This window comes from Pseudomonas sp. TH04, from assembly GCF_016651355.1.
Taxonomy (GTDB): Bacteria; Pseudomonadota; Gammaproteobacteria; order Pseudomonadales; family Pseudomonadaceae; genus Aquipseudomonas; species Aquipseudomonas fluorescens.
In genome coordinates this window covers 5,505,896-5,528,480 of the sequence record NZ_JAEKEA010000001.1, presented here as the reverse complement: position 1 = coordinate 5,528,480, position 22,585 = coordinate 5,505,896, and the positions used below count along the sequence as shown (strand labels likewise).

General features: G+C 63.5%; 10 protein-coding genes. 6 read left to right on the top strand and 4 right to left on the bottom strand.

The window, feature by feature from the left end:
* Positions 1-26: 26 nt before the first annotated feature.
* Both JFT85_RS24865 and JFT85_RS24860 read right to left on the bottom strand, forming a co-directional pair.
* Positions 27-12,923: a non-ribosomal peptide synthetase gene (locus tag JFT85_RS24865; RefSeq protein WP_201230606.1), complete on the bottom strand. Its 12,897-nt coding sequence runs from the start codon at positions 12,921-12,923 to the stop codon at positions 27-29.
* 50 nt (positions 12,924-12,973) lie between these two features.
* Positions 12,974-13,726, bottom strand: a complete 753-nt coding sequence (locus JFT85_RS24860; RefSeq protein ID WP_078827070.1) for a thioesterase II family protein — start codon at positions 13,724-13,726, stop codon at positions 12,974-12,976.
* 298 nt (positions 13,727-14,024) lie between these two features.
* On the opposite strand from JFT85_RS24860, the gene JFT85_RS24855 reads away from it, so the two are divergent.
* Complete coding sequence (locus JFT85_RS24855) at positions 14,025-14,576, top strand: RNA polymerase factor sigma-70 (protein ID WP_053258019.1); 552 nt, start codon at positions 14,025-14,027, stop codon at positions 14,574-14,576.
* Between the two features lie 38 nt (positions 14,577-14,614).
* On the opposite strand, the gene JFT85_RS24850 is transcribed toward JFT85_RS24855, so the two are convergent.
* Both JFT85_RS24850 and JFT85_RS24845 read right to left on the bottom strand, forming a co-directional pair.
* Complete coding sequence (locus JFT85_RS24850) at positions 14,615-15,403, bottom strand: substrate-binding periplasmic protein (RefSeq protein ID WP_053257266.1); 789 nt, start codon at positions 15,401-15,403, stop codon at positions 14,615-14,617.
* Between the two features lie 93 nt (positions 15,404-15,496).
* Positions 15,497-16,120 carry a TetR/AcrR family transcriptional regulator gene (locus JFT85_RS24845; protein WP_053257267.1) on the bottom strand — a complete coding sequence of 208 codons (624 nt, stop codon included), beginning with the start codon at positions 16,118-16,120 and terminating at the stop codon, positions 15,497-15,499.
* A gap of 153 nt (positions 16,121-16,273) precedes the next feature.
* Here JFT85_RS24845 and JFT85_RS24840 point away from each other — a divergent pair, with 153 nt between their 5' ends.
* From JFT85_RS24840 to JFT85_RS24820, 5 genes are read left to right on the top strand one after another with little or no spacing between them, the layout of a single operon-like run.
* A complete protein-coding gene (locus JFT85_RS24840; RefSeq protein ID WP_201230605.1) occupies positions 16,274-18,052 on the top strand; it encodes an acyclic terpene utilization AtuA family protein in 1,779 nt (592 codons plus the stop codon).
* Positions 18,053-18,064: 12 nt separating this feature from the next.
* Positions 18,065-18,937, top strand: coding sequence for an SDR family oxidoreductase (locus JFT85_RS24835; RefSeq protein WP_078827072.1), 873 nt, complete (start codon positions 18,065-18,067; stop codon positions 18,935-18,937).
* A gap of 3 nt (positions 18,938-18,940) precedes the next feature.
* A complete protein-coding gene (atuC, locus tag JFT85_RS24830; RefSeq protein WP_078827073.1) occupies positions 18,941-20,557 on the top strand; it encodes a geranyl-CoA carboxylase subunit beta in 1,617 nt (538 codons plus the stop codon).
* A 16-nt stretch (positions 20,558-20,573) separates the two neighbouring features.
* Positions 20,574-21,731, top strand: coding sequence for a citronellyl-CoA dehydrogenase (gene atuD / locus JFT85_RS24825; protein ID WP_201230604.1), 1,158 nt, complete (start codon positions 20,574-20,576; stop codon positions 21,729-21,731).
* Positions 21,728-22,495: an enoyl-CoA hydratase/isomerase family protein gene (locus tag JFT85_RS24820; RefSeq protein WP_069551046.1), complete on the top strand. Its 768-nt coding sequence runs from the start codon at positions 21,728-21,730 to the stop codon at positions 22,493-22,495. The genes atuD and JFT85_RS24820 overlap by 4 nt, the downstream gene beginning before the upstream one ends.
* The last annotated feature ends 90 nt before the right edge of the window (positions 22,496-22,585 follow it).

The following is a 22,585-nucleotide window of genomic DNA, read 5'->3' as shown; positions in this document are numbered from 1 at the left end:
CTCGCCGCCAGTTGTTCCAGGGTTCCTTAAAGCCCTTCCAACTCCGCCATCAAATCACTCAACCGATCCACCTTCTCGGCACTGATCTCATTCGCCGCCAACCCATCAATGTACTCAGCCAACTCCGCCACCGTGCTGCACTCGAACATCGCCCGTAGCGGCACATCGCGTTGCAGGGTTTTCTGCACGCGGGAGGCAATCTGCGTGGCCAGCAACGAGTGCCCGCCCAGTTCGAAGAAGTTGTCCTGTACCCCCACCCTTTCGACTTTCAGCACCTCGGCCCAAATCGCAGCCAAGGTGGTTTCCAGCGCGTTGCGCGGTGCCTGGTAAGCCTGGCTGTGCAACTGGCCGATCTCCAGTTCCGGCAAGGCCTTGCGGTCCAGCTTGCCGTTGGCGTTCAGCGGCAGGCGTTCGAGCCATAGCCAATGCAGCGGCACCATGTATTCCGGCAGCTCGGTACGCAAGCGTTGCTTGATGCGGTCCAGGCGATCACTTGGGTTCAACGCTTCATCAGCCGCCACCAGATAGCCGACCAAGTGCTTGCCGTTAACGCCTTCCTGCACGCCGACGGCCGCATCGCGTACTTCCGGTTGTTCATGCAAGCGCGCTTCGATTTCACCCAGCTCTATGCGATAACCGCGAATCTTCACCTGATGGTCGATACGCCCCACGTACTCCAGCACGCCATCGCTGCGCCGACGTGCGAGGTCGCCGGTGCGGTAGAGCCGATCGCCCGGCGCGCCAAACGGGTTGGGCACAAAGGCTTGCGCCGTGCGCAGCGGGTCACTGACATAACCACGGCCGACACCGCTGCCGGCCACACACAACTCGCCAACCGCGCCCTGCGGCACCAACGCCAGTGCACCATCAAGCACGTACAACCGGTTGTTATCCGTGGGTGTACCAATTGGCAGGTAGGTGCCACGGGTCGACGCCAGGTCGACGCGGAAGAATGCCACGTCATCCGAACATTCCGCCGGCCCATAGGCATTCACCAAACCAATCGCTGGGTAGCGCAGCAACCATTGGTGCGCCAGCTCCGGCGGCATCGCCTCCCCCGTCGGCAGCATCCAGCGCAGGCCGTCCAGGCGCATGCGCTCCTGGGCCAGCATGCCCTGGATCAGTGACGGCACGCTTTCCAGCACGGTAATGCCCTGGGCCTGCACATGCGCCAGCAAACCTTGCGGATCATGGGCAATGGTGTTCGGCACGATATCCACCCGCGCACCGAACAGCGGCGCCGCCAGGAACTGCCACACAGAAATGTCGAAGCTTTGCGAGGCCGTCTGAGCGATCACATCGGTCTCGCTCAGTTGCAGATACGGCACCTTGCTCAACTGGTTGTTGAGCATGCCGCGCTGCTCGACCATTACGCCTTTGGGCAAGCCGGTCGAACCCGAGGTATAGATCACGTAGGCAAGGTTGTCCGGGCCGCTGTAGACGCCCGGGTTTTCGCCCCGGCCGGGCACGTCTTCCCACACCAGCATCTGGCAGGCGGTGCCCTCGAGCAATTCAATCGCCTGCTCGCGGCAAGCCTCGGTGCACACCAGCAACGGCGTACGGCTCAGGTCAATGATGCGACGCAGGCGCGAGCGTGGCAGGCCCGGGTCCAACGGCACATAACCGGCACCGGCCTTGAAGCTGCCGACGAGCATGCCCAGCAAGTCGAGGTTACGCTCGGCCAGCAACGCCACCGGTTGATCCAGCCCGACGCCCGCAGCGATCAGCGCGTGCCCCAGGCCGTTACTGCGGCGATTCAACGTGTCATAGGTCCACTGCTGGTCGAGGCAACTGGCGGCGATGCGTTGCGGATGCTGCGCCACCTGGGCTTCGAACAACTCGATGTAACTGCGCTCCAGCGGATAGTCATGCTCGCTCTGGTTGCAGCCTTGCACGAGGAATTCACGTTCCGGTTCGCCGATCAACGGCAGCTCGGCCATGTCGCCGTGGAAGCCCTGCACCAGCGCCAGCAACAGGCGTTTGAACTCAGCGAGCAGGCCTTGCACGGTGGTTTCGTCGAAGTAGCGCTGGTCGTAGGACAGATGTAAACCGAGGTCATCGCCCGGATAGCACACGGCGGTCAGCGGGAAGTTGGTGTGGGTGCGGCCCGAATCCGAGGTGGCATTCAAGTGTTGCGCGCGGTCCAGTACCGAGACGTCCACCGGTGCGTTTTCAAACACAAACAGGCTGTCGAACAGCGGCTGGCCCTTGGGCAGCTCACTGTGCTCCTGGATAGTCACCAACGGCAGGTATTCGTACTCGCGCAGCTGCATGTTGCTGTCGAGCAAGCCACCCAACCACTGGCGCACGCTGCAAGGCTGGTCGTCCTCGGGCAGTTTCACCCGCAGCGCAACGCTGTTGATAAACAAGCCGACAGTGCGTTGCATTTCCGGCATGTCCACCGGGCGCCCGGCCACGGTGACACCGAACAGCACGTCACGATCGCCGCTCACGCGGCGCAGCACCAGCGCCCATGCCGCCTGGGCGAAGGTGTTGACGGTGAGTTGATGGGCCTGCGCCAATTCACGCAGTTGCGCACCGTCACGGGCATCGAGGCGCGTGTAACAGTCGCCCACCACCATGCCACCGCTATGACCGGCATGTTCACGCAGGAACGGCCGGTCGCTGGGGATCGGTGTCGTGCGCTCGAAGCCTTGCAGGTTGCGTTGCCACCACTGGCGCGCTTCGGCAAGGTTCTGGCGTTGCAGCCAGGCGATGTAGTCGCGGTAGCGCGGCGGCGTGGCCAATTGCGCATCGCGGCCTTCGCCGAGGGCCATGTAGATCTCGAAGAAGTCATTCATCAGCAGCGAACGGCACCAGGCATCGATCAGGATGTGGTGGTTGCTCATCATGAACCAGTAGCGCGCTTCGCCGACGCGGATAAGCCGCAGGTGGAACGGCGCCTGGTTGAGCAGATCAAACCCGGCTTCGCGCTCCTGCTTGAGCAGCGCTTGCAGACGCGGTTCCTGTTCGCGTTGAGGGTCAGCGCTCCAGTCCAGGTATTCAATCGGCGTGCTGCCCGGCTTGTGGATCACTTGCAGCATGTCTTCGCTGACGTTCCAGCAGAACGACGCACGCAAGGCTTCATGCCGCGCGATCACGGCCTGCCAGGCCTGCGCAAAACGCGCGGGGTCCAGCGCGCTGTTGATGCGGTAGCGGTCCTGCATGTAATAGAGGCCGGTGCCCGGCTCCAGCAGGGTGTGCAGCAGCATGCCTTCCTGCATCGGGGTCAGCGGGTACACGTCTTCGATGGCGCTGGCCGGAACCGGCAAGGCGTCCAGTTGGGATTGCTTCAACCGCGCCAGCGGGAAATCGGATGGCGTGACGCCTCCGGCCGCGGCGTTGAGGCAGTGTGCGATCAGGCTGTGCAATTCGCTGAGGTAGGCATCGGCCAATGCGCGGATGGTCGGCTGATCGTGGCGTTCGCGGCTGAAGGTCCAGCGCAGTACCAGTTCGCCGCCATAGACTTGGCTGTCGACGCTCAACGCAGTGGGCAACACGGCATCCGGGTCATGGGCCTGGCCGGCCGATTCATCCAGCGGGTGGAACAGCGCGTCGGCGCCGAAGCCCTGGTCAAACTGGCCGAGGTAGTTGAAGGTGATGTCGGCGCTTGGCAGTGCGGCCAGGGTCTGCTTGCACAGGTCATCGGCCAGGTAGCGCAGTACGCCATAGCCCAGACCTTTGTGCGGCACGCCGCGCAGTTGCTCCTTGATGGCCTTGATCGCGTCTCCCGGCTCGCCTTGCGGCGTCAGGCGCAGTGGATAAGCGCTGGTGAACCAGCCGACGCTGCGGGTCAGGTCGATGTCATCGAACAGGGCTTCGCGGCCATGGCCTTCGAGCTGGATCAAGGCCGAATCATGGCCGCTCCAGCGGCACAGCACGCGCGCCAAGGCAGTCAGCAGCAGGTCGTTGACCTGGGTGCGGTAGGCGCTCGGCGCCTGTTGCAACAATTGGCGGGTGTGCTCGACATCCAGGCGCACGCTGACGGCGTCGGCATCGCGATGACGCAGCGAACCCTGTGGTCGATCCACCGGCAAGGCCACCTTCGGGCCGGCCAACTGCTCCTGCCACACGCTCAGCTCTTCGCGCAGAGATTCGCTGCTGCCGTAGGCCTGCAAGCGCGCGGCCCAATCGCGCAACGCGCTGGTCTTGGCAGGCAGGCTGACGGACTGGCCGTCGCTCAGTTGGCGGTAGACCGTTTGCAGATCCTCCAGCAACACGCGCCACGACACGCCGTCCACCACCAGGTGATGGATCGCGATCAGCAGGCGTTGCTGACCTTGCGGGCCATCCACCAGCAAGGCGCGCAGCAGCGGGCCGTGCTCAAGGTCAAGGCTGCGCTGGGTGTCGGTGAACAGCGCGGTGCAGTGCTGCATATCGCGCACTTGCGCCTGCATCAGCACGCCGCCCTGCGGTACGGCCAGGTGCTCGGCATGCCATTGGGCGTCGCGTCGGGTGAAGCTCAGGCGCAGGGCATCGTGGTGTTCCAGCACCGCCAGCAACGCTTGCTCCAGGCGATGCGGCTCGAGCAGTTGCAGCGGTTTAAGCACCAACGCCTGGTTCCAGTGCTGACGATTCGGGCGATCGGTCTCGAAGAACCAATGCTGGATCGGCGTAAGGCCCGCGCTGCCAGTGAGCACACCTTGTTCAGCCGTGACCTGCTCGGAGCGGGTCGCAACGGCCGCCAGGGTGTGCACGGTCTGGTGCTGGAACAGGTCGCGAGGCGTGAAATGAATCCCGGCCTGGCGCGCACGGCTGACCACCTGGATCGACAGGATCGAGTCGCCGCCCAGCTCAAAGAAGTTATCGTGCAAGCCGACTTGCGGCACGTTCAGCACGGCGCACCAGATAGCCGCCAGGGTTTGCTCCCGCTCGTTGCGCGGCGCGACGTACTCCTGGCGGTTGGCTTCGGGGTCCGGTTGCGGCAAGGCGCGGCGGTCGAGCTTGCCGTTCGCGGTCAGCGGCATGCAGTCCAACACAATCAGGTGCGCGGGCACCATGTAGTCCGGCAGTTGCGCCTTGAGGTGTGCCTTCAGCGCGTCACGCAATGTGCCGGGGTCTGCGTCGCTGACCAGATAGGCCACCAACTGCTTGCCACTGGGCGAATCCAGCGCCAGCACCACCGCTTCGCGCACCGCTGCGTGTTCCAGCAGACGGGTTTCGATTTCACCCAGTTCGATGCGGAAACCACGAATTTTCACTTGATGGTCGATCCGACCCAGGTATTCCACCAGGCCATCGGCGCGTTGGCGCACCAGGTCGCCCGTGCGGTACAGACGGCCGCCATGCCCCGTGAACGGGTCGGCGACAAAACGCTCGGCCGTCATGCCCGCACGCTCGTGATAACCCTGGGCCAAACCGGCGCCGCCAACATACAACTCGCCGGTCGCACCTTGCGGTACCAGGGCCAGGTCGGCGTCGAGAATGTAGGCCACGCGGGCGCCGATGATGCTGCCGATCGGCACACTGGCAGCGCCCTCCTCCAGGTATTGCGGCGCCAAACAGGCCAGCGGCATCACCACGGTTTCGGTCGGACCATAGGCGTTGAAAAACACCGCCGGCTGGAACGCTGCGCGGATACGCTGCAAGTGCTCGCCGGTCAGCGCTTCGCCACCGGTGATGCACATGCGCACCGGCAACGTCTGGTGCTGGGTGGCCAGCCATTGCGCCAACTGGCTGCCGTAACTCGGGGTAAAACCCAGCACGTTGATACGATGGGTGCGGATCAGCGCACAGATTTCTTCGGCATCCCACTGCCCCTGGGCGCGCAACACCACCTGCGCACCACTGAGCAGCGGCACCAGCAAACGTTCGGTGGCGGCGTCGAAGTTGATCGAATAAAAGTGCAGCTCGCAGTCGTCCGGGCGCATGCCGAAGCGCGCGATCACGGCTTGGCAATGCATGGCGATTTCACCGTGGGAGACCACCACGCCTTTGGGCTTGCCGGTGGAGCCGGAGGTGTAGATCAAGTAGGCCGGATGTTGCGGCACGCTGAGAAACGGCAGCGCGTCGGCCGGGTAATTGGCCAGCACCGGCAGGTCATCTTCCAGGCACCAGCAAGCCACGCTCACCGGCAATTCGCCGAGGGCCTCGAACATCGCTGCATCACTGAGCAGCAGCCCGATACCACTGTCTTCGATCATGTAGTGCAGGCGGTCCAGCGGGTATTCCGGGTCGAGCGGCACATAGGCACCGCCCGCCTTGAGGATCGCCAACAGCCCGATGACCATTTCCAGCGAACGCGGCAGCGCCAGGCCGACGCGCACCTGCGGGCCGACGCCACGCTCGCGCAGCATCCACGCGAGGCGATTGGCGCGGCTGTCCAGTTCGCGGTAATTGAGGGTTTCCCCGGCGAAGGTCAAGGCAGCGGCATCGGGACGGGCTGCTGCCTGTTGGCTGAACAGTGAATGCAGGCACTGGTCGAGGCGATGCACGCCGGGCTCGACGCCCAGGCTGTCGTGCAATGCGCGCTGCTCGACGGCAGTCAGCAACGGCAGTTCGCTGAGGCGCTGTTCGGGGCCTGCGATCAACGCGTGCAGGAGGTTGCGCCAATGTTCCGCCATGCGCGCAATGCGCGGTTCGTCGAACAGGTCGGTGCTGTAGGTCAGGCAGCAACCCAGGCGATGGTCGAGGTCGGTGACTTCCAGGTTGAGGTCGAACTTGGTCGCGCGCGCATCGTTGGCCAGGTACTCGACGGTCATGCCGGCCAGTTGGCGGCTTTGCTGGAACTCCCAGCGCTGCACGTTGCACATCACCTGGAACAGCGGGTTGTAGGCCGCGCTGCGCGGAGGTTGCAGGGCTTCCACCAAATGGTCGAATGGCAGGTCCTGATGGGACTGGCCTTCGATCACCGTGTGGCGCACGTGCTCGAACAACTCGCCAACCGTCATCTGCCCGTTGAGCTGGCAACGCAACACCTGGGTGTTGAGGAACGCACCGATCAACCCTTCGCTTTCCGGGCGAATTCGGTTGGCCACGGGCGCGCCGATGCGCAGGTCGGTCTGGCCGCTGTAGCGGTAGAGCAACACGGCCAGGGTAGCCGTCATGGTCATGAACAGGGTCAGGCCACGCTCGGCGTTAAAGGCACGCACGCGAGCGGCCAGATCGTCGCTCAGGTCGAAGCGGTACAACTCGCCCTGATGGCTTTGCACCGGTGGCCGTGGGCGGTCGCCGGGCAGTTCGAGCAATGGATGCTCGTGGCCCAGTTGTGCGGTCCAGTAGTCCAGTTGGCGCTGGCGCTCACCCGATTCCAGCCACTGGCGTTGCCAGACGCTGTAGTCGAGGTATTGCACGGGCAACGGCGCCAGCGGTGAGTCGCGCTCGTCAATAAAGGCTTCGTACAGCGCGCTGAGCTCACGGGCGAAAATGTCCATGGCCCAGCCTTCAGTGACGATGTGGTGCAGGGTCAGCACCAGGTAGTGTTCCTGCTCCCCGGCCTTGACCAGGCAGGCGCGCAACAGCGGCCCGGTTTCCAGGTTGAATGGCGTGTGCGCTTCCTGATCGGCCAGGTGTTGCAGACGCTGCTGGCGCTCGCTGTCATGCAGCGCCGAGAGATCCTGCCAGCCCATGCGCAAGCCGGGTTGCGGCGCGACCTTCTGATAAGCCACCCCGTTGATGCTCGGAAAGGTGGTGCGCAGGGTTTCGTGACGCATGATCAGCGCCTGCAACGCCGCCTCGAAACGCCCCACATCGAGCACGCCACGCAGGCGGGCCATGCCGCCGACGTTGTAAGCCGGGCTGTCGGGCTCCATTTGCCAGAGGAACCACATGCGCTGTTGGGAATAGGACAACGGCACCGGCTCGCGGCGGTCGACCCTGGCGATGGCGGTTTGCTGGTTGCGCTGACCCGAGGCCTGGATAATGCCGACTTGCTCGGCAAATGCGCCCAGCTCACTGGCTTCGAACAAGGTGCGTAACGGCAACTCGACGTCGCAGGCCTGGCGGGTGCGGGAGATGATTTGCGTGGCCAGCAACGAGTGGCCGCCGAGGGCGAAGAAGTCGTCGTGCAGGCCGATACGCGGCAAGCCGAGCACTTCGCGCCAGATGCCTGCAATCTGCTGCTGCAAGGGTGTTTCCGGTTCAACATGTTCGCGGCGTTGCCACACCGGCTCCGGCAACGCACGACGGTCGAGTTTGCCGCTGGGGCTCAAAGGCATGGCGTCCAGGTGCATCAACAGCGCAGGCACCATGTACTCCGGCAGCTCAGCCGCGAGGGCGGTTTTTAGCGCCTGCTCGTCCAGCTCGGCAGGGGCGGTGTAGTAGGCGATCAACTGTGCGTCACGCACCAGCACCACCGCTTGGGCGATACCGTCCAGCGCCAACATACGGGCTTCGATTTCTTGCGGTTCAACACGGAAACCGCGCAACTTGACCTGCTGATCCAGGCGCCCGAGGTATTCGAGCACGCCGTCGGTACGCCAACGCGCACGGTCACCGGTGCGATACAGGCGTGCGCCCGTTTGGCTAAACGGGTCGGCAACAAAACGCTCTGCCGTGAGCCCGGCACGGCCAAGGTAACCGCGCGCCAGGCCGATGCCGCCGATGCACAGTTCGCCGGGCACACCGGCGGGTAACGGGTTGAGTTGCTCGTCCAGCACGCGGCAGATCACATTGCCCAGCGGCCGGCCAATCGGCGAACGCTCGCCGTCTTCCGCGCGGCAATGCCAGTGGGTGACGTTGATCGCGGTTTCAGTCGGGCCATAGCGGTTGTGCAGCTGCACCGCCGGCAACGTCGCCAACACGCGATTACGCAACTCGGCGGGCAAGGCTTCGCCGCCGGAGAACAGACGACGCAGGCTGGTGCATTCGGCCACCAATGGTTCATCGATGAACAACTGCAACAGCGGCGGCACAAAGTGCAGCGTGGTCACGCCATGCGCTTGCACCAGCTGCGCGATGCGCTGCGGATCACGGTGCTCGCCTGGCCCCGCCAGCACCAGACGGCAACCGGCAATCAGCGGCCAGAAGCATTCCCACACCGACACGTCGAAACTGATCGGCGCTTTTTGCAGCAGCACATCGCTGTCGTTCAGTTGATAAGTGGCCTGCATCCACTGCAAGCGTTCAGCCAGGGCCGCATGGGTATTGCCCACACCTTTGGGCTGGCCGGTGGAACCGGAGGTATAAATCACGTAGGCGAGGTTGTCGCCATTGAGGTGCAGGCCCGGTGCCTGGGTGGGCCAGCTGTCGAGGTGCAGGCTGTCCATGGCGATCACGCCCACGCCCTCGGTCGCCGGCAGGAGTGCCAGCAGTGAGGTTTGGGTCAGCAGCAGGTGCACGCCACTGTCCTTGAGCATGTAGGCCAAGCGGTCGGCAGGGTAATCCGGGTCGAGCGGCACATAGGCGCCACCGGCCTTGATGATGGCAAGCAGGCCGATCAGCAGTTGCGGTGAGCGCTCGGCGGCGATGGCCACGCACACATCCGGGCCGACGCCTTTGTCACGCAGGTAGTGGGCCAGGCGGTTCGCCTGGGTGTGCAGTTCGGCGAAAGACAGGCTGGCACCCTGCCAAACCAGTGCGGTGTTATCCGAGGCCTGGTGGTCGAGCAACTCGGGTAACCAGCGTTGTGCCGGGGTGCACGGCGCTTCGCTCCACTGCAGCGCGTGGTCGTGGTGCATCAGCATCAGGTCGCCGATGGCCTGCTCGGGGTGATCGCACACGGCTTGCAGCAGGTTGATGAAGTGCTCGGCGAGGCGTTGGATCGTGCCGGGGTCGAACAGCTCATCGGCGTAGTCGAATGCCAGGCTCAACCGCCCATTACGGTCTTCTTCACTGTGCAGTTGCAGGTCGAACTTGGCTTCGCGGCTGTGCCACGGCAATTCATCGGCGAGCAGGCCCGGCAGGCGGCGCAGGGCACTCAAGTCGCGCTGCTGGTGGTTGAACATGACCTGGAACAGGCCTTGTTCACGGGCTTGCGGGAAGGCTTCGAGGAGCTGTTCAAACGGCAGGTCCTGATGAGCCTGGGCCCCCAAAGCGGCCTGGCGCGTTGCTGCCAACAGCGCATTGAATGGCAGTCGCCCGTCCAGCTCGGCGCGCAGCACTAAAGTGTTGATGAAGAAACCGACCAGGCCTTGAGTTTCCTGGCGCGGACGGTTGGCACTGGGCACACCGATGCGGATGTCGCGCTGACCGCTGTAGCGATAGAGCAGGCTCTGGAACGCTGCCAGCAACAGCATGAACGGGGTGGATTGATTGGCCTGGGCGGTCTGGCGAATCGCTGCGCTGAGGCTTGCCTCCAGACGCACACTATGGCGCGAGGCGCTATGCCGCTGTTGCGCCGAACGTGGGTGATCGGTGGCCAGGCTCAGGGGTGGGTGTTCCTCGCCCAACTGGGTTTTCCAATACGCCAGTTGCCGCTGGCCTTCACCCTCGGCCAGCCATTGGCGCTGCCAGCTGCCGTAGTCGGCGTAGTGCAGGGCCAGCGGCGGCAACGCCAGGGTTTGGCCTTGAGACAAGGCCGCGTACAGCTGCGAAAATTCGTCGATCAGCACATTCAGCGACCAACCGTCGGCGATGATGTGGTGCAGCGTCACCAGCAGTTGATGGTCCTCATCGTCCAGGCGCACGAGGGTCACCCTCAGCAGCGGGCCGTTTTCCAGGTCGAACGGGGTGCGCGCGGCATCTTCGCGGAGCTGTTGCGCGCGGGCTTCGCGTTCGGTGCCGGGCACGTCGTTGAGGTCAATGACGTGCAAATCGAACGCTGCGTTTGCATCTACCCGCTGGAAAGCCTGGCCATCGCGTTCATAGAAGCGTGTACGCAAGGCTTCGTGGCGCTCGATCAAGTGCTGGAAGCTGGCGCGCACGGCGCCTGGGTCCAACGCTCCGCGCAAACGCAGGGCGCCGGGAATGGTGTAGGCGCTGCTTTGCGGGTCGAGTTGCCAAGTGATCCACAGGCGGTTTTGCGCCAGCGATTGCGGCAGGGCTTCGCGGCGTGACAGGGCACCCATCGCCCCTTGGGCGACAGCGCCGTCTTGCTGCAATTGCGCGACAGTCGCGGCAAAGGTCGCCAGGGTTGGCGCCTCGAACAGCATGCGCAGGTTCAGCTCCAGCCCCAGGGTTTCACGCAGATGCGCGACCACTTGGGTGGCGGTGATGGAGTTACCGCCGAGCAGGAAGAAATGATCATCGTCCGTCACGCTTGCGACGTGCAACTGCTCGCACCAGATCGCCGCGATCTGGCTGTGCAGTGCGGATGCCAGCGCCGTGTCACTCGCCTGTGTGCGCAGGCCCGGAAACTGCGCGTAGCTGTCGAGGCTGCCATCGGCATGGCGAATGGCACACGCCGAACGCTGCAACTTGCCGCTGGACGTCTTCGGCAAGGCACCTGGGTTGAGCAACACCACCACGCTCGGGGCTTCTTGATAAGCCTCGGCCACCGCTTGGCGGATCGCCTTGATCAGCGCGTCGGGCGGCAGGATTTTCTGCACGCTGCGGCTGATTTCTGCGGCAATGCCAATGCCTTCCAGGCCCTGGTCATTCACCGCAAAGGCAGCGACGCGGCCCTTGCGCACCACTTCCACTTCGCGCTCGATGGTTTGTTCGATGTCCTGAGGGTACAGGTTGTGCCCGCGCACGATCAGCAGGTCTTTCAGGCGGCCGGTGATGTACACCTCACCGTCACGCATAAAACCCAGGTCACCGGTGCGCAGCCAGGTGCGACCCGCGTGTCGCACGAATGTCTTGGCTGTGGCTTCGGGGTTGCGCCAGTAGCCGTGGGCGATGCTCGGCCCGCTGGCCCACAGCTCACCGACGGTGTTTTCGCCCAGTTCGGTGAGGGTGCCAGGGTCGGCGATCAGCACCGCGTGTTCCGGCTGGCTGGTGCCGCAGCTCATGATTGCACTGCCCTGCCCAGGCTCGGCACGGTTGGCGGCGAGGGCCCGCTCGTCCAGGCGCAAGGCCGGGATGCCCCGGCCACGGGAGCCGCCAGCGACAAACAGGGTCGCCTCGGCCAGCCCGTAGGAGGCGAAGAAATTGTTCGAGGTGAAGCCGCAGGCGGCGAACTTCTCGGCGAAGCGCTCCAGGGTGTCGAGGCGGATCGGCTCGGAACCCGAATACGCTACCCGCCATGCGCTCAAGTCCAAGCGCTCCAGGGCGGACTCGCTGACCCGCTCACTGCACAGGCGATAGGCGAAATCCGGCCCGCCGCTGATGGTGCCGCCGTATTCGCTGATCGCCTCCAGCCAGCGCAACGGCCGAGCGAGGAAGTACGCCGCCGACATCAACACACACGGCACGCCGCTGAAAATGGGTTGCAACAAGCCGCCGATCAGACCCATGTCGTGGTACAGCGGCAACCAGCTGACGATCACGTCATCCGGGTTGAGGTCGATGCCGAAGCCGCGACGGATCAGCACTTCGTTGGCGACCAGGTTGCCATGGCTGACCTGCACGCCCTTGGGCAGCGCAGTGGAGCCCGACGTGTATTGCAGGAAGGCGATGTGGTCGGCGTGCAGCTCGGGCTCGATCCAGCGATCGGCAATCAGGCTGTCCAAGGTGTCGACACTCAGCAGCGGCGGCGCGTTCTCGATCTGTGCCAGGCCATCGCCCAGGCTGGCTATGGTCAGCAGCAAGCGTGGCTCAGCGTCGGCGATGATCGACAGCAAGCGCTCCTGATGATGGCGGCGGGTGGACTCCGGCGGGTAAGCCGGCACGGCGATCACCCCGGCGTAAAGGCAACCAAAAAACGCCGCCACGTAGTCCGGGCCACTGGGGAACAACAGCACTGCACGATCCCCCAACGCCGCATTCGCCTGCAAGGCGGCGGCGATGGTGCGGGCGCGCTGATCCAGGTCGCGGTAACTGAGTACAACGCTGTGCTCGGCCGACTCGGCAAGAAAGCGCAGAGCCACCTGGTCCGGGGTTTGCGCGGCGCGGCGTTGAAGGGACTGGACCAATGTGCGGGGAAGTTCGAAGGCGTCCATCATGGGTTCCTGCCTGAAATCGGCTTACGGGAAAATCGGGAAAAAGAGTGCTTTCAGCGGGCGGCTAGCGGCCGCGTCGCGCCATTGCGCCAGCGGGCCAGGTGCCCGTCGGCGTAGCGCCGCAGGCAGCGCAGCACGGCGCTTTCGTGCTGCACGAGGAAGAAGTGGTGGCCGTCGAACATGTCGAGGGAAAAGCCGCTGGCGGTGTCTGCCTGCCAGTCGAGCAACTGGTCGGCGCGCACGCTGTCCTGCTTGCCGCCGAACACATGGATCGGCATGCCCAGCGGCGCGCGCTGGCCGTAGGTGAAGCTGCCGCACAGCAGGAAGTCGGCGCGCAGGATCGGCAACATCAACTGCATCAGCTCGGGGTTGGTCAGCGCTTCTTCGGCGGTGCCCTGCAATTCGCGCAGGCGGGCGATCAGTTGCGCATCCGACTTTTCGACGGCGTATTCGCTGACATCACGGCGGGCCGGGCCGGCGGTGCCGGAGGCAAACAACGCGAGCGGTGCGGGGCAGCCGCGTTCACGCAGGGCGTGCGCCAGCTCGAACGCCAACAGGCCGCCAAGGCTGTGGCCGAACAAGGCATACGGGGCATCCAGGTCCCGACTGATTTCTTCGGCCAGCTGTGCCGCCAAGGTTTTGATGTCGCGCTGCAACGGCTCGTCCATGCGCATGCCGCGCCCTGGCAATTCCAGCGGGCACACCTGCAACCAATCCGGCAGCGCCCGGCGCCAACGCGCATAGACCATAGCGCTGGCCCCCGAATACGGCAGGCAAAACAGGCGCAGTCGAGTCGAGACGCTCATCGTATGAGGGCTCCAGACTTAACGCGGTATGCACGATAGAAACCCATGTCGTCCTCCTGCGGGCGCTGATCCTTGGCCGTTTGCAAACGGACCTGTCACCCATGAGAACGGACGGAGCGGGCAAATAATTAGTCAGCCGGGAGCAGCGAGACGGGGTTCACAGCTTCGCAAAATCCGCAGGATTAGTTCGTCTTCTCATTTGACAATCATTATCATTAAGAATAATTTGTTGCCCGATGTGCAGGAGGCCTCAGCACGGATGCCCTCCCCTAACCTCTTTTGCGACAAGGTGATTTCCATGACGGAACAAGTATCCACAGGCAGGTGCGACTCACCCCTTCTGCAGGCATTCGTCGATAATCGACTGATTCTGGTGAAGATCGCCGCGCGCATCACCGGCTGCCGCTCGCGGGCCGAAGACGTGGTGCAAGACGCCTACTTCCGCCTGCAATCGGCGCCGACGATCACCTCATCGTTCAAGGCGCAATTGAGCTATCTGTTCCAGATCGTGCGGAACCTGGCAATTGACCACTACCGTAAGCAGGCTCTGGAGCTCAAATACTCGGGGACGGAAGAGGAAGGCTTGAATGTGGTGATTCACGGCGCTTCACCGGAAACCTCCCACATCAACTTCAACACCCTGGAAAACATCGCCAGCGCCCTCACGGAGCTGCCACAGCGCACCCGCTACGCATTCGAGATGTACCGGCTGCACGGCGTACCGCAAAAAGATATCGCCAAGGAACTGGGCGTATCGCCAACCCTGGTGAATTTCATGATTCGTGATGCCCTGGTGCATTGCCGCAAGGTGTCGGGCAACCACAGCGATACGTTTGCACGGCGGGTTTGAGCACAGTGCCATTGCACTGCTTGCTGTCTGGGCTGACTTCAGCGCACCGCGGTTACGTCGATACGGTACGGTTCGAAGATTTTCAACATCTCGCCGCTATCGCGTAACCGCTTGAGCAACCCGGCAAACGCCTCGCCCGTAATCGGCGCCTTCGGCCGCACTAACGCATAGTGGTGATACACCTGGTCGATGCGCTCCGAGACCAGGAACTGCCCGGCCATGTCTGCATTGCGCACCATGAAATCACTCAAATACGAGCGTGTAACCAGTGCAATATCGGCCCGCCCGCGCGCAACCATCAGCAGGTTGCTGTCATGGGAATACGTCAACGTGGCGTTGAAGTGTTCGGCCATGTACTTGGGGTCGGGGTTGAAGTTGGCGAAGGCGTAGTGATAACCGCTGAACACCGCCAGACGCTTGCCGGCGAGGTCGGCGAAATAGCGTTGGTCGCGACCTGGCTGGCGCTCGGCGACGAAAATTTCCGCATCTTCCAGGCCCATATCGACGCTGGTGTGGGGAATGTCCTGCCAACCCCAGCTGGGGTTTTCGAAGATCGCCATGTCGACCCGGCCTTGTTCGAAATCTCGAAAGCGCCGTGGGATGGAGGTAGGCACCAGCACAAACTGGTAGTCGGTTTGCGAGGCGTTCAGCGCTTCCACCAATTGCGGCAGCAGACCGGTGTCGGCACCTTGCTCAGGCCGCACCGTGTAGGGCGGAAAATGCGCGGCGCCAATCCTCACCAATTGCCCAGCCGAAGCCGGCACCCACCACGCGGTGCCCAGTGCCCATAGAGTTAGTCCTGCAGCCAGCCGCCATGGCAAAAACATTGAGGCACGCACCGTTCAACACGTTGATGGCAATAAGCTAGGCGTTTTTGTCAGGTGAGACAACTTTCCACCGAAAAATTAATAGCTTGCGCCTCAATCAGCCTTCAGAACCATCAACAGGGCTTCTTCGGCCAGCTGTTCGAGTGTCAGGCTGCCTTCGGCGCGGAACCACGTGGTGGTCCAGGACAACGCGCCGGTCAGAAAGCGCCGGGTGATAAACACATCACCCTTGATGTAACCGGCGGCCTTGGCCTCGCCCAGCACCTGCAGCCATATTTGTTCGTACACATCACGTAGCGCCAGCACCTGGGCCTGGCCGTCGGCCGACAGCGAACGCCATTCGTAGACCAGCACCGCCATGGCTTCGCCGCTCCCGCCCATGATTGACTGCAATTCGCAGCGAATCAGCGCCAACACACGGTCGCGCACCGTGCTCGCGTCCTCGAGCGAGGCGCGCATCATCGCGGTGTTGTAATGGATGGTTTCCTCCATCACCGCCCGCAGGATCTCGTCCTTGCTCTTGAAATGATGAAAGATGCTGCCGGACTGGATGCCCACGGCGCTGGCCAGGTCACGCACCGTGGTGCGCTCAAACCCCTTGTTGCGAAACAGGTGAGCCGCGGTTTGCAGCAACTTGCCCCGTGCACTGTCAGGGTCGGTCAAATGACCGCCGTCGACCATGGTGCGCATCACCCGCAGGGCTTTTTGCTCATCCATGCTGCTCTCCTTCATTTCTACTGACGTCTTGGGCGGCAATTTAGGCCGTGGCCGCCACCCAAGCAAGCGCTTGGGCAAAACTTGTGCGTGGAGTTTACAAACCAAGCGCTTGCTTGGTAGTCTCGACGCCAGCCATTCGAGGAAGGATTTCTCATGAGCAAGACGGTTCGTATCGGCTGTGCCAGCGCCTTCTGGGGCGACACCTGCACCGCCGCCGCCCAGCTGGTGCACGGCGGCACCCTGGATTACCTGGTCTTCGACTACTTGGCGGAAGTCACAATGTCGATCCTCGCCGGCGCACGGATGAAAGACCCCCAGGCCGGCTACGCCACCGATTTCGTCGAGGTGCTCACCCCGCTGCTGGGCGACCTCCAGCGCCAGGGCATCCGCGTGATCAGCAATGCCGGGGGCATTAACCCCCAGGCTTGCGCCGCCGCACTGCAAGCAGCCTGTGACAAGGCCAACATCGCGCTGAAGATCGCCGTCCTGCTGGGCGATGATTTGCAACCCACACTCAAACAACTGCCAGGCATTACCGATATGTTCAACGGCGCGCCGCTGCCGCCGCTGTGCGTATCTGCCAATGCCTACCTCGGTGCTCCTGGGATTGCCAAAGCCCTTGAGCTGGGCGCCGATATCGTCATCACCGGCCGCGTGGTCGACAGCGCCGTGGTCAGTGCGGCGCTGGTGCATGAATTCAATTGGTCATGGCAGGACTATGACCGCCTGGCCCAGGCGGCACTGGCCGGGCACATCATCGAATGCGGCGCGCAGTGCACCGGCGGTAACTTCACCGATTGGCGCGACGTGCCGGACTACGAGCACATCGGCTTTCCCATCGTTGAGGTCAGCGCCGACGGCCAATTCACCGTCAACAAGGTCGACGGCAGCGGCGGGCTGATCAGCGAACTCAGCGTGGCCGAACAGCTGCTGTATGAGATCGGCGACCCGCGCGCCTACCTGCTGCCTGATGTGATCTGCGATTTCAGCCAGGTCAAACTGCAACAACAAGGCAAACACCAAGTTCGCCTGCACGGCGCCAAGGGCTTGCCACCTACCGACCAATACAAGGTCAGCGCCACCTACCCCGACGGGTTCCGCTGCACCGCCAGTTGCCTGATCGCCGGCATCGACGCCGTGGCCAAGGCCGAGCGGGTCAGCCAGGCGATCATCAATAAAACGTCGGAGCTGTTCAGCCAACGTGGCTGGGCGCCCTACACTGAGGTCAATATCGAATTGCTCGGCAGCGAAGCCACCTACGGCGCCCATGCCCAGCGTGACGACTGCCGCGAAGTGGTGGTGAAACTGGCCGTGCGCCACCCGAGCAAGCAGGCGCTGCTGCTGTTTGCCCGCGAGATCGCCCAGGCCGCCACCGGCATGGCGCCGGGGTTGACCGGGATCGTCGGCGGGCGACCCACCGTGTACCCCCTGATTCGGCTGTTTTCATTCCTTATCGATAAATCATCCTGTGAACCGCTGATCGAGTTCCAGGGCCAGCGCCATGCCATTGAGCTGCCTTTGACTGCGCATCTGCTCACCCCGACTGCTGCGGTCGAGCCACCCAAGCCCCAAGGCCGTGCGGATGCCAGCGTGCCGTTGGTCAAACTCGCCGTGGCGCGCTCCGGCGACAAGGGTAACCACAGCAATATCGGCGTCATCGCCCGCCATCCCGATTACCTGCCGTGGATCGCCGAGGCGCTGACCCCGGCAGTGGTCGTCGACTGGATGAACCACGTGCTCGACCCGCTGCACGGCCGCGTCGAACGCTGGTACTTGCCTGGCAGCCACAGCCTGAATTTTCTGCTGGAAAACGCGTTGGGCGGCGGCGGCATCGCCAGCCTGCGCATCGACCCCCAAGGCAAAGCCTTCGCCCAGCAACTGCTGGAAATCCCCATTGCCGTGCCGCAACACATCGCCGATCAACTCACCTAAAGGACTGTCGCCGTGGCCTTCGATTCGATCTTCAAAGCCGACCTGTTCCAGGGGCAAACCGTGATTGTTACCGGTGGCGGCAGTGGTATCGGCCGTTGCACCGCCCATGAACTCGCCGCCCTTGGCGCTCGGGTCATCCTGGTGGGGCGCAAGCCGGACAAGCTTTCGAAGGTGGCTGCCGAAATTTGCGAAGACGGCGGCACTGCCCATTGGCAGGCCTGCGATATTCGCGAGGAAGACGCGGTGAAGGCACTGGTGACGCAGCTGATTGATGACCATGGCCCGCTCCATGGCCTGGTGAATAACGCCGGCGGTCAATACCCGTCGCCACTGGCCTCGATCAACCAAAAGGGCTTTGAAACCGTACTGCGCACTAACCTGGTCGGCGGTTTCCTGATGGCGCGGGAAGTGTTCAACCAGTCCATGAGCAAGCACGGTGGAGCGATCGTCAACATGCTCGCCGACATGTGGGGCGGCATGCCCGGCATGGGTCACTCCGGCGCGGCGCGGTCGGGCATGGACAACTTCACCAAGACCGCCGCCTTTGAATGGGGTTATGCCGGTGTGCGAGTCAACGCCGTGGCGCCGGGGTGGATTGCCTCCAGCGGCATGGACACTTACGACGGCGCGTTCAAGGCGGTGATCCCGACCCTGCGTGAACACGTGCCGCTCAAGCGGATCGGCACCGAATCGGAAGTCAGCGCGGCCATTGTGTTTCTGCTCAGCCCCGCGGCGGCGTTCATCAGCGGCAGCACCCTGCGCATCGATGGCGCTGCCAGCCTGGGCAGCCGGGCCTGGCCGCTGCCCAAGGCGCAGCCACCGAGCGAACCCTTCAATGGTTTCCACCGCGCCTACCTGCCGGATGTACTCAAGGCGGAGCAATAACCTATGCCGCTCATTGAAACGCAGATCGACAGCCACAGCCCACAGTTCGCGCAAAACCGCGAAGCCATGTTGGCCGCCATCGCACAATTGCGCCAACTGGAACACAACCTGCTGAGCAAGGCACAGGAAGCCAAGCCCAAGTTCGACAAACGCGGCCAACTGCTGCCTCGCGAACGGCTCAACCTGCTACTCGACCCCGGTGCGCCGTTCCTGGAATTGGCCAGCCTGGCGGGTTACAAACTCCACGACGACAAAGACGGCAGCGCGGCCGGCGGCGGCTTGATCGCCGGCATCGGCTACGTCAGCGGCGTGCGCGTGCTGGTGGTGGCCAATAACAGCGCGATCAAGGGCGGCACCATTTCCCCCGCCGGCCTGAAAAAATCCCTGCGCCTGCAACAGATCGCGATGGAAAACAAACTGCCGGTGGTGACCCTCGCCGAAAGCGGCGGCGCCAACCTCAACTATGCGGCGGAGATTTTCGTCGAAGGCGCACGCAGCTTCGCCAACCAGGCGCGCATGTCAGCCATGGGGTTGCCGCAGATCACCGTGGTGCACGGCTCGGCCACGGCGGGCGGCGCGTATCAGCCGGGGCTGTCGGATTACGTGGTGGTGGTGCGCGGCAAGGCCAAACTGTTCCTTGCCGGGCCGCCACTGCTCAAAGCGGCGACCGGCGAAGTGGCAACCGATGAGGAACTGGGTGGCGCCGAGATGCACGCGCAAACCGCCGGCACCGCCGAATACCTGGCGGAAAACGATGCCGATGGCGTGCGCATCGTGCGCGAAATCGTCAGCCTGTTGCCGTGGGACGAGCGCCTGGGGCTTACGCCAAAACGGCCTTATACCGAACCGCTGCACCCCATCGAGGAGCTGTTGGGGCTGGTGCCCGATGATCCGAAAAAACCCTATGACGTGCGCGAAATCCTCGCGCGCCTCGCGGACGGTTCCACCTTCCTCGAATTCAAGGGTGAGTTCGATGCGCACACGGTCTGCGGCCATTTGCACATCCAGGGCCGCGCTATCGGCGTGATCGGCAATAACGGCCCCATCACGCCCAAGGGCGCCAGCAAGGCCGCGCAATTTATCCAACTGTGCGACCAGAGCCGCACGCCGCTGCTGTTCCTGCACAACACCACCGGGTTCATGGTGGGCACGGAGTCGGAGCAACAAGGCGTGATCAAGCACGGCGCGAAAATGATCCAGGCCGTGGCGAATGCCCGCGTGCCGAAACTGACCGTGGTGGTGGGCGGCTCCTACGGCGCCGGCAACTACGCGATGTGCGGCCGAGGCCTGGACCCACGGTTTATCTTCGCCTGGCCCAACAGCCGCACGGCGGTGATGGGCGGTGCGCAGGCGGGCAAAGTGCTGCGCATCGTCACCGAGGCCAAGCAACTCAAAGACGGTTTGGTGCCCGACCCCAAGGTGCTGGACATGCTGGAGCAGGTGACTGCGCAGAAACTCGACAGCCAGTCCACGGCACTGTATGGCAGCGCCAACCTGTGGGACGACGGGCTGATTGACCCACGGGATACCCGCACGCTGCTGGGGTTTCTGCTGGACCTCTGCCATGAGGCCGAGGTGCGGCAGTTGCAGCCCAACAGCTTCGGTGTGGCGCGTTTCTAACAGGAGAACAAGAACAATGATCTTTACCCAGGAACATCAGGAACTGCGCCGTACCGTCCGCGCCTTCGTCGACCGCGAGATCAACCCGCACGTGGACGAATGGGAAAAAGCCGGACGCTTCCCTATCCACGAGATCTTCCGCAAGGCTGGCGACCTCGGCTTGCTGGGCATTTGCAAGCCGGAAAAATTCGGCGGCATGGGCCTGGACTACAGCTACTCCATCGTCGCCGCCGAAGAGTTCGGCACCATTCGTTGCGGTGGCATCCCCATGTCCATCGGCGTGCAGACCGACATGTGCACCCCCGCCCTCGCCCGCTTCGGCTCCGATGTGTTACGCGACGAATTCCTGCGCCCGGCCATCAGCGGCGAGCAAGTGGGCTGCATCGGCGTCTCGGAAACCGGCGCCGGCTCCGACGTGGCCGGGCTGAAAACCCATGCGCGCAAAGACGGTGGCGACTACGTGATCAACGGCAGCAAAATGTGGATCACCAACTCGCCCAGCGCCGACTTTATTTGCCTGCTGGCTAACACCTCGGACGACAAGCCGCACATGAACAAGTCGCTGATCATGGTGCCGATGAACACGCCGGGGATCAGTGTCAGCCCACCCCTGGAAAAGCTCGGCATGCACAGCTCCGAAACCGCCCAGGTGTTCTTCGATGGCGTGCGCGTCCCGCAGCGCAACCGCATCGGCCATGAAGGCGCGGGGTTCATGATGCAAATGCTGCAGTTCCAGGAAGAACGCCTGTTTGGCGCCGCCAACATGATCAAGGGCCTGGAATACTGCATCGACAGCACCATCGACTACTGCAAGGAACGGCAGACCTTCGGCAAGGCCCTGATCGACAACCAGGTGATTCATTTTCGCCTGGCTGAATTGGCCACCGAAATCGAATGCCTGCGCGCACTCGTCTACCAGGCCACCGAGCAATACATCAAAGGCCAGGATGTGACCCGCCTGGCGTCGATGGCCAAGCTCAAGGCCGGGCGCCTGGGCCGTGAAGTCAGCGACAGCTGCCTGCAATACTGGGGCGGCATGGGCTTTATGTGGGACAACCCGGTAGCCCGTGCGTATCGCGACGTGCGCCTGGTGTCGATTGGCGGCGGCGCCGACGAAATCATGCTGGGCATCATCTGCAAACTGATGGGCACCCTGCCCGGGAAAAAAGCATGAACACCCTGCTGCTCGAACCGCATAACGGCGTGCTGCACATCACCCTCAACCGCCCGGCCAATCGCAATGCGATGAGCCTGGAAATGGTCAATGAACTGCGTGCGGTACTGGCGCAATTGGACAGCCAGGTGCGTGCGCTGGTGATCAGCGGTGCGGGCGGGCACTTCTGCGCAGGGGCGGATGTTAAGGACATGGTCACCGCGGGCGGCAAGGCGCAACTGCAGGCGCTGAACCGCGCGTTCGGCACATTGCTGCAGGAGGTGGAAGCGGTGCCGCAAGTGGTGATTGTGGTGTTGCAAGGTGCGGTGCTCGGCGGTGGGTTTGGGCTGGCCTGTGTCAGTGATATTGCGCTGGCCGACCATCAGGCGCAGTTCGGCTTGCCGGAAACCAGCCTGGGCTTGTTGCCGGCGCAGATCGCGCCCTTTGTGGTCAAGCGTATCGGCCTGACCCAGGCGCGACGGCTGGCACTGACCGCGGCGCGGTTCGACGGGGTTGAAGCCCATCGGTTGGGGGTGGTGCATTTTGTGGAGGCCGACCCTCAGGCCCTGGCGGAACGCTTGGACGATGTGTTGGGGCACGTGCTGCAGTGCGCGCCGGGGGCGAATGGCCGGACCAAAGCGCTGTTGCTGGCCAGCGCAGAGCAACCCATCGGACCGCTGCTGGATCAGGCTGCCGAGTGGTTTGCCGAGGCGGTGACGGGTGTTGAAGGAATAGAGGGCACCCAGGCTTTTGTGCAGAAGCGTAAGCCGGGGTGGTCCCGATGACGCCTTCGCGAGCAAGCCCGCTCCCACCTTTGGAAGGCATTTCAAAGGTGGGAGCGGGCTTGCTCGCGAAGAGGCCAGAATAAACACCCG